Annotated in this window: 7 protein-coding genes, 1 tRNA gene and 1 other RNA gene; 5 read left to right on the forward strand and 4 right to left on the reverse strand. The window is 67.8% G+C overall.

Features of this window, described 5'->3' with window-relative positions:
- Window positions 1-172: 172 nt before the first annotated feature.
- An RNA gene (gene ffs, locus Q0X68_RS12535) (signal recognition particle sRNA small type) lies at window positions 173-269 on the reverse strand.
- Window positions 270-381: 112 nt separating this feature from the next.
- On the opposite strand from ffs, the gene Q0X68_RS12540 reads away from it, so the two are divergent.
- From Q0X68_RS12540 to Q0X68_RS12560, 5 genes are all read left to right on the forward strand, one after another.
- A tRNA-Ser gene (locus tag Q0X68_RS12540) sits at window positions 382-466 on the forward strand.
- A gap of 73 nt (window positions 467-539) precedes the next feature.
- Window positions 540-1,367 carry an alpha/beta fold hydrolase gene (locus Q0X68_RS12545; protein WP_297752387.1) on the forward strand — a complete coding sequence of 276 codons (828 nt, stop codon included), beginning with the start codon at window positions 540-542 and terminating at the stop codon, window positions 1,365-1,367.
- Window positions 1,364-2,086, forward strand: coding sequence for a hypothetical protein (locus Q0X68_RS12550; RefSeq protein ID WP_297752390.1), 723 nt, complete (start codon window positions 1,364-1,366; stop codon window positions 2,084-2,086). Before Q0X68_RS12545 ends, Q0X68_RS12550 begins: the two co-directional genes overlap by 4 nt.
- A gap of 67 nt (window positions 2,087-2,153) precedes the next feature.
- Complete coding sequence (locus tag Q0X68_RS12555) at window positions 2,154-3,839, forward strand: sodium-dependent transporter (protein ID WP_366128387.1); 1,686 nt, start codon at window positions 2,154-2,156, stop codon at window positions 3,837-3,839.
- Entirely contained in the window at window positions 3,836-3,985 is a 150-nt protein-coding gene (locus Q0X68_RS12560) for a methionine/alanine import family NSS transporter small subunit (RefSeq protein ID WP_297752394.1), read from the forward strand. The genes Q0X68_RS12555 and Q0X68_RS12560 overlap by 4 nt, the downstream gene beginning before the upstream one ends.
- 135 nt (window positions 3,986-4,120) lie before the next feature.
- Here the strand turns inward: Q0X68_RS12560 and hutH are convergent, their stop codons facing one another.
- The 3 genes from hutH to Q0X68_RS12575 form a co-directional block, all read right to left on the reverse strand.
- Complete coding sequence (hutH, locus tag Q0X68_RS12565; RefSeq protein ID WP_297752397.1) at window positions 4,121-5,644, reverse strand: histidine ammonia-lyase; 1,524 nt, start codon at window positions 5,642-5,644, stop codon at window positions 4,121-4,123.
- A gap of 8 nt (window positions 5,645-5,652) precedes the next feature.
- Window positions 5,653-6,804, reverse strand: coding sequence for an imidazolonepropionase (gene hutI, locus Q0X68_RS12570; RefSeq protein ID WP_297752400.1), 1,152 nt, complete (start codon window positions 6,802-6,804; stop codon window positions 5,653-5,655).
- A gap of 91 nt (window positions 6,805-6,895) precedes the next feature.
- Window positions 6,896-8,194, reverse strand: a 1,299-nt coding sequence (locus tag Q0X68_RS12575; protein WP_297752403.1) for a urocanate hydratase, incomplete at its 5' end; no start/stop codon positions are given.

Here is an 8,194-nt window from a genome sequence, read left to right on the forward strand (position 1 = left end):
TCAACAGGCACATTTTTACTCATCCACCCATCGAAGTGTCACCACCAACACACACAAAACTGTCACCGATGTCCTGAGACATAACACCGCAACTGAGCCGCACAGGTTGCACCTGCCCGACGGGGCCCGCGCCAGGCAGACGGCGCGCCGGCCAGACACACGCCCAGCGCAAAAAAGGGGCTCCCCGCGCACCCGGAAGAGCTCACTTACCCTTGCTGCCTTCCGACCCTGGGGGAGTTGGGCGAGATACCGCCGCGCGAGGAACCAACGTCCAGCCTAGCGCATCGCAGCCCGCTTCCCCAACGACGACGAACAACCGACGACGCCTTCCCGCCCCGCTGCTTTGCCCGGCGCGTTGTTCGTCAGGTAGAGTCCCCCCTTGGAGGATTCGCCTAGAGGCCTATGGCGCTCGCTTGGAAAGCGGGTTGGGTTCACGCCCTCACGAGTTCGAATCTCGTATCCTCCGCTGGAAGCGCCCCCCCCCGCCGGGGGCGTTTTCCGTCTCCAGCAACGCGCTTGATGGCAGGGAAGGGGCGGCGATGGCCCACGACGATCATCCCGACGTGTGCTGGGAACGTATCGAGTGCGACGGCACAAGCTTCCAGGTGCTGCGCACCACGCCGCACGGCGCGGCCGCCACGCGCCCGACCTTCGTCCTCGTCCACGGCCTCGGCGTATCAGGGTTTTACTTCGAGCCCCTCATCCAAGAACTCGCGCAGCACGCTCCCGTCGTCGTCTTCGACCTCCCCGGCGCCGGCCGCACCGCCGAAACCGACGGCGAGCTCACCATCTCCGGACTCGCCCGCGTGCTGCGCGACGTCGTGGACCAGTTGCACCTTGGCAAGGTGGTCTTGGTGGGCCACTCGATGGGCACACAGGTGGTGGTGGAAGCCCTGGCGCGCTACCCCGAGCTCGCCGACGCCGCAGCGCTACTCGCACCGGTGGTGCCACCGTCGGCGAGGAAACTCGGCCCACTCCTCGCGCATTTCATGCGAACCTCGTGGCACGAACCCTTCGCGGCGGTGTGGCGGGCGTGCGTCGGATACGTCCAGATGGCCCCGTCGTGGCTGTGGAGACAAACCAAAGCGATGCTCCACTACCCCATGGAGGAGCGAATCCGCGACGTGCGCGCCGACCTCATCCTGATCCGCGCCAGCCACGACTACGTCGCACCCCGCGATTTCCTCGCACAGCTGCGCGCCGCAGCCGGCGGACAGCGCACCATCATGCGCGAAATGCCCAACGCTGCGCACCACATGATGGCCACACATGCCGACGCGCTCACCGCCAACATTCTCCGCATCGCCGGTGTCCACGACAAGGAGGCCGAGGCCGAGGGTCTAGCCAATCTCAAGGCCCAGCTGTGATGCGCGGGCATCGTCGGACGTGGCTCGCCGAGGCCGCCGACTGGTGCCGCGCGGCCCGCGACATGACCGCAGCCGGCCTCTCCCTCCTCCGACGACAACTCGCGGCTGACAGGGCATCCGGCCCGAACCCGCGACCAGCCCCCGTCATCATCATCCCAGGCGTCCTCGAGCCCTGGCGCTACCTCCTCCCCCTCGGACGCTATCTCCAACAGCAGGGACACGCCGTCCACTACGTCAAACGCCTCGGCTTCAACCTCCGCCCCTTCGACGCCTCCGCCGACGAGGTTCTCCAGCTGGCAGCCGCGGAAGGGCTGGAGGGCGCGGTGATCGTCGGGCACTCCAAGGGCGGCATCATCGGCAAGCTCGCCCTCCTCCGCGACGACGAACGTCGCTTCAGCGGCATGGTCACTGTGGCAACACCGTTCGCGGGCTCGGGGCTGGCCGCCCCGCTCCAACGCCTGCCATGGGCCGGCCGCACACCACTGGCGAACCTGTTCGTCGGGAGCGAGCAGCTGGCGCTGATCGCGGCCGAGACCCGAGTCAACGCCCGCATCACGAGCCTCGCGCCGAAGTGGGATCAGGTGGTGGACAGGGAGTCGACGAGGTTGCCCGGCGCGCGTCTAATCGACCTCGAACGTGGTGGACACTTCGCCCCCATGCGCGACGAGTCGGTCTGGCGCATCATTGCAGACGAGATCCGACGGCTGACGTCCACGTAGCGGGACCAAAGTCTCACGTGCTGGAAAGCGGGGTAGGTTCTCGATCAACCATCTCCTGGAGGAACACATGTCCGAAACTCCCGCAGTCAAAGCTGACCGCGGCGCATTCTCTGGTCGCACGGCCTTCATCCTGGCCGCGATCGGCTCTGCCGTCGGTCTCGGCAACATCTGGCGTTTCCCGTACGTTGCGTACAGCAACGGCGGCGGCGCATTCATCATTCCCTACGTGATCGCGCTGCTCACTGCGGGCATCCCACTGCTGCTGCTCGACTACGCCATCGGCCACCGCTACCGCGCATCAGCACCACTATCATTCCGACGTCTGCACCGCCTCACCGAACCCATCGGCTGGTGGCAGGTGCTCATCTGCGTCATCATCGGCATCTACTACGCCGTGATCTTGGCGTGGGCCGCGCAGTACTTCATCTTCTCCTTCAACCAAGCGTGGGGCACCGACCCGGGAACCTTCTTCATAGAGACCTACACCCAGTCGATCGGCGCCGACAATGCCCACCTTGGCTTCGAGTTCGTCCCCGGCGTGCTCATCCCCCTCATCCTCGTCTGGGTGGCCGTCGTGGGCGTGCTGGCATTGGGCGTGCAGAAGGGCATCGCGGGCACGTCGGTGATCTTCATGCCCATCCTCATGGTGATGTTCATCGCTCTGGTTGTAATCGGCCTCTTCCTGCCTGGCGCGGCAGGCGGCCTCGACGCGCTCTTCACCCCCAACTGGGGCGCGCTCACCGACTCCAGCGTCTGGGTCGCCGCCTACGGCCAGATCTTCTTCTCGCTGTCAGTGGCGTTCGGCATCATGCTCACCTACTCGTCATACCTGAAGAAAGACACCGATCTCACCGGCTCCGGCCTCGTCGTCGGCTTCGCCAACTCCTCCTTCGAGCTCCTCGCGGGCATCGGCGTGTTCGCCGCCCTCGGTTTCATGGCCCAGCAAGCAAATCTGCCCGTCGACGAGGTGGCCGGCTCCGGCATTGGCTTGGCCTTCATCGCGTTCCCGACGATCATCAGCCAGGCCGGCGGACTCGGCGCCGTCATCGGCATCCTGTTCTTCGGGTCGCTGACGTTCGCCGCGTTCACTTCGCTTATCTCTATTCTCGAGGTGATCATCGCCGCCATCCAGGACAAGTTCGGTCTCGCCCGTGTCCCCGGCGTGTTGATCGTCGGAATCCCCATGGCGTTGTTGTCGCTGTTGCTGTTCCCCACCACCACCGGCCTCAACCTGCTGGATGTGATGGACGCGTTCGTGAACAACTTCGGCATCGTCGCAGCAGCCCTCGTCAGCACCGTCACGCTCACCGCAGGCTTTGCTGCGCTGCCGACGCTGCGCAACCACCTCAACCGGTCGAGCTCCTTCAAGGTGGGCCGCGTCTGGCAGCTCCTCGTGGGCGGCATCGCCCCCGTCGTGCTGGGCTACATCTTGATCGGCGAACTGCAGAAAGTGCTCGCCGAGGGCTACGGCGGCATGCCGCGCGGCTTCGTGAACACCTTCGGTTGGGGTATGGCGCTCGGCCTGATCGTCGTCGCGATCATACTGAGTCTGCTGCCGTGGCCTGCGAAGTCGAACGCGCAGAAGGTGGATTCCGACGGAGACCTCATCCCGCCGCCCATCCTCGACCGCCTCGTCGACGCCAGCCGCGTCGAAGAGGCTCGCGCCAACCCGATCATCGACAACGAATCACTGCCGCTCGAGCCCCCGGCCCGGCGTGCAGCACCTGAGACCACCGAGGAGGTCACCCGATGAGCATCACAGCAATCGTGATGATGGTGGCCGCGATCGTCATCGTCTGGGGCGGACTCGCGGGCGCCATCGTGTTCTTGCTGCAGCACCCGGAGGGCTCCGTCGAACTGCTCGACGACCACGGACGCCCGCTGGAAGCGCACCGGTAACCCGCCTCTCGGCTCCATCGCCGACGGGGTATCCGCTGCCCAAACTTCAAAATCCGTACGCAGATTCACCTAACCCCTCGATTTCGGGGGTATGTGCTCATCTGCGTACGGATTTTGAAGTTTTTTCGACGGTGCCTACTCCAGCGGGCCGGCCGCGGCGAGCACTTCGCCGCTCGCGAGGAGCTGGACGGCGGCCTCGATGTCGGGCGCGAGGAAGCGATCCGGGCCAGGCCCGCCCACATGCTCGCGCAGCACCGCGATCACTCGCTGCGCCGGTTCCGACGGGGCGAGCGGCGCCCGGAGCTCGATGCCGCGTGCGGCGGCGACGAGCTCAATCGCCAGTACTCGGCGCAGCGCATCGACGCTCTGGCGCAGCTTTCGGGCCGCGTGCCAGCCGAGCGAGACATGATCTTCCTGCATGGCCGAGCTCGGAATCGAATCCGCCGACGCCGGCACCGCGAGGCGCTTCATCTCCGCGACGAGCCCAGCCTGGGTGTACTGGGCGATCATCAGGCCGGAGTCGACGCCCGGGTCGTCGGCGAGGAACGGCGGCAGCCCGTTGGAGCGGTGCTTGTCGAGCAGCCGGTCGGTGCGGCGCTCCGCGATGCTCGCGAGGTCCGCAGCCACGACGGCGAGGAAGTCCAGCACGTACGCCACCGGCGCACCGTGGAAGTTCCCGTTGCTGGTGATGGTGCCGTCGTCGAGAATCACGGGGTTGTCGATGGCGGAGGCCAGCTCGCGCTCCGCCACGAGCTGGGCGTGGTCCAGGGTGTCGCGGAACCCACCGGCCACCTGCGGGGCACACCGCAGCGAGTAGGCGTCTTGCACACGGGAGGCTTCGCGGGCCACGTCGGCGATGATGGGAGAGCCCTCGAGGAGGCGCCAGATGTTGGCAGCCGACGCGGCCTGGCCGGGGTGCGGGCGCAGCGGCATGTGCAGCTCGGGCGCGAAGACGGTGTCGCGGCCACGGATGGCCTGCACCGACAGCGAGCAAGTGAGGTCGGCGGCCTTCGCGAGTTCACGCAGGTCGGCGAGCGCCATGATGAGCTGGCCGAGCATGCCGTCGGTGCCGTTGATGAGCGCCAGGCCCTCCTTCTCGGCGAGCTCGACGGGGTGCAAACCTGCCTCGCTGAGCAGCTCCGGCACCGGACGCTCGACGCCGTGCGCGTCGCGAGCACGCCCCTCCCCCATGAGCACCAGCGCGCAGTGCGCGAGCGGTGCGAGGTCACCCGAGCAACCGAGCGAGCCGTACTCATGCACGATGGGCGTGATGCCGGCGTTGAGCAGGCCGAGATACGCATCGACGACCTCCGCGCGCACACCCGTGTGGCCGCTCGCGAGCGTGCGGATGCGCAGGAACATGAGCGCGCGAATCACCTCGCGTTCGACCTCCGGGCCGGTACCCGCGGCGTGGCTGCGGATGAGAGAGCGCTGCAGTTGTGCGCGCATCGGCTGTGGGATCGCGGTGTCGGCGAGGGCGCCGAAGCCCGTCGACAGCCCGTAGACGGGGGTGTCGCCCTGCGCGAGTTCGTCGACGCCGGCGCGGACCTTCGCGACGCGCGCACGGGCATCGTCGGAGAGTTCGACGGGGGCGTCGTGCCGCGCGACGGCGATGACGTCGTCGAGAGAGACGGGGCTGGTGGACAAGGTGACGGTCATGGAAGTCCTTACGAGTTGGGGAGAACGATCTGCTTGCCGGCGCGCCACACCTGGTGGGTGAGGGGCATACCGGGGCGGTACGCGAGATGGATGGCGGCGGGCGCGTCGAGGACGTGGATGTCGGCGCGGAAGCCCGGGGTGAGCTGCCCGACGTCGGATCGGCGCAGTGCCTTCGCGCCGCCGACCGTGGCTGCGCGGATGGCCTCGTCGAGGGTGAGATGCTGCTGCAGCACGGCGGTGCCGACGCAGAAGTTCATGCTCGAGGTGTAGCTGGTGCCGGGGTTGCAGTTGGATGCGATGGCGACGATGGCGCCGGCGTCGAGCAAGCGCCGAACTGGGGCGAAGGGCATGCGGGTGGAGAGGTCGCAGGCGGGCAATGCCGTCGCGACGGTGTCACTCGCGGCGAGCGCTTCCACGTCGTCATCGGAGAGGAAGTTGACGTGGTCGACGCTGGCCGCGCCGAGCTCGACGGCGAGTTGCACGCCGCCGGACTCCCCCAGCTGGTTACCGTGCACGCGCAGCCCGAGTCCCGCTGCCCGCCCGGCTTCGAGCACGCGACGCGACTGCTCGATGTCAAACGCGCCCTTCTCGCAGAAGACGTCCATCCAGGCGACGTGCGGGCGCACGGCATCCAGCATCTCGCCGGTGACTAGCGCGACGTACTCGTCGGGGGTCGTGCCGTCGGGGACGAGGTGGGCCCCGAGGAAGGTGACCTCGTCGACGAATTCCCGCGCGATGCGGGCTGCGCGAGCCTCGTCATCGACGGTGAGCCCGTAGCCAGTCTTGGTTTCGAGGCAGGTGGTGCCGCCTCGCTGCGCCTCGCGGACGCGCTGCCCGACGAGCTGGCGGAGGCGCTCGTCAGAGGCGGCGCGGGTGGCGTCGGTGGTGACGGCGATGCCGCCCGCCGCGTAGCCGCGCCCGGCCATGCGCGCCTCGAACTCGGCGGAGCGGTCGCCGTCGAAGACGAGGTGGGTGTGCGAATCGACCCAGCCGGGCAGCACGGCCCGCCCGCCGACGTCGACGCGCTCGTCGGCCTCAGGCACGGAGGCTGCGGAGCCCGTCCAGGCGACGGTGTCGCCGTCGATGACGAGGGCGGCGTCGTGGATCGGGCTGCCCTGGCCCGTCCAGAGCTCGGAAATGCCGGTGATGAGAGTGCTCATGCAATTGCCTTCCTAACCCAATATCCACACGCGATTGCTGAAATGAGCCGTTGTGGCCATTTCTCGCAATCGCGTGTGAATATTGGGTTACTTAGTCGCGGATCGTCGGTTCGAGCGGGATGCGGACGCCGCGCTCGGCGGCCACGTCGGCGGCGCGGCGGTAGCCCGCGTCGACGTGGCGGAATACGCCCATCGCGGGGTCGTTGGTAAGCAGCGCCTCGAGCTTCGCAGCGGCGAGCTCGGTGCCGTCGGCCAGGCCCACCTGGCCCGCGTGGATCGACCGCCCGATGCCAACACCGCCACCGTGGTGTATAGACACCCAGGTGGCGCCCGACGACACCGCGGTCATGGCGTTGAGCAGCGGCCAGTCGGCGACGGCGTCCGTGCCATCGAGCATGCCCTCGGTCTCGCGGTAGGGGGATGCGACGGAACCGGAGTCGAGGTGATCGCGGCCAATCACGATAGGGGCGGACACCTTGCCCTCGGCGACGAGGCGGTTGAACAGCAGACCGGCCTTGTGGCGTTCGCCGTAGCCAAGCCAGCAAATGCGCGCGGGCAGCCCCTCGAACTCGACGAATTCCTCGGCCGCATCGAGCCAGCGGTGCAGGTGCTCGTTCTCGGGGAAGAGCTCCTTCAGCGCCTGGTCGGTGACGCGGATGTCCTCCGGATCACCCGACAGCGCCGCCCAGCGGAAGGGGCCGAGCCCCTCGCAAAACAGCGGGCGAATGTACGCCGGCACGAACCCCGGGAACTCAAACGCACGCTCGTAACCGTGCTTGCGCGCCTCGTCCCGGATCGAGTTGCCGTAGTCGAACACCTCGGCGCCCGCGTCCTGGAACTCCACCATGGCCTGCACGTGCGCAGCCATCGACGCGCGGGCCTTCGCGGTGAAGTCCTCCGGGTCGCGCTTCGCCTCGTCGTGCCACTGCTCGACGGTGATGCCCTCGGGCAGGTAACTCAGCGGGTCGTGCGCCGATGTCTGGTCGGTCACGACGTCGATCCGCAGCTCGCCTGCCTGCTGACGCCGCAGCAGCTCGGGGAACACCGTCGCCGCGTTACCGACCACACCCACCGACAGCGCCCGCTTCTCCTTCGCGGCCCGGTTGGCGCGCGCGACGGCGTCGTCGAGGTCGTCGGCAATCTCATCCAAGTAGCGCTTGGCTTGGCGCCGCTCGAGCCTCGAGCGGTCCACCTCGACGATGATCACCACGCCGCCGTTCAGCGTCACGGCCAGCGGCTGGGCGCCGCCCATGCCGCCGCAGCCGGCGGTGAGGGTGATCGTGCCGGCGAGCGACCCGTCGAAGCGCTTCTTCGCGACGGCAGCGAAGGTCTCGAAGGTGCCCTGGAGGATGCCCTGCGTGGCGATGTAGATCCAGGAGCCCGCGGTCAT

This window comes from uncultured Tessaracoccus sp. (genome assembly GCF_947286155.1).
GTDB lineage: Bacteria > Actinomycetota > Actinomycetes > Propionibacteriales > Propionibacteriaceae > Arachnia.

Bases quoted from the DNA above. Each gene is read 5' to 3' on its own strand.
- Q0X68_RS12545 (WP_297752387.1), top strand. From the start codon at position 540: ATGGCCCACGACGATCATCCCGACGTGTGCTGGGAACGTATCGAGTGC.
- Q0X68_RS12555 (WP_366128387.1), top strand. From the start codon at position 2,154: ATGTCCGAAACTCCCGCAGTCAAAGCTGACCGCGGCGCATTCTCTGGT.
- Q0X68_RS12560 (WP_297752394.1), top strand. From the start codon at position 3,836: ATGAGCATCACAGCAATCGTGATGATGGTGGCCGCGATCGTCATCGTC.
- hutH (WP_297752397.1), bottom strand. From the start codon at position 5,644: ATGACCGTCACCTTGTCCACCAGCCCCGTCTCTCTCGACGACGTCATC.
- hutI (WP_297752400.1), bottom strand. From the start codon at position 6,804: ATGAGCACTCTCATCACCGGCATTTCCGAGCTCTGGACGGGCCAGGGC.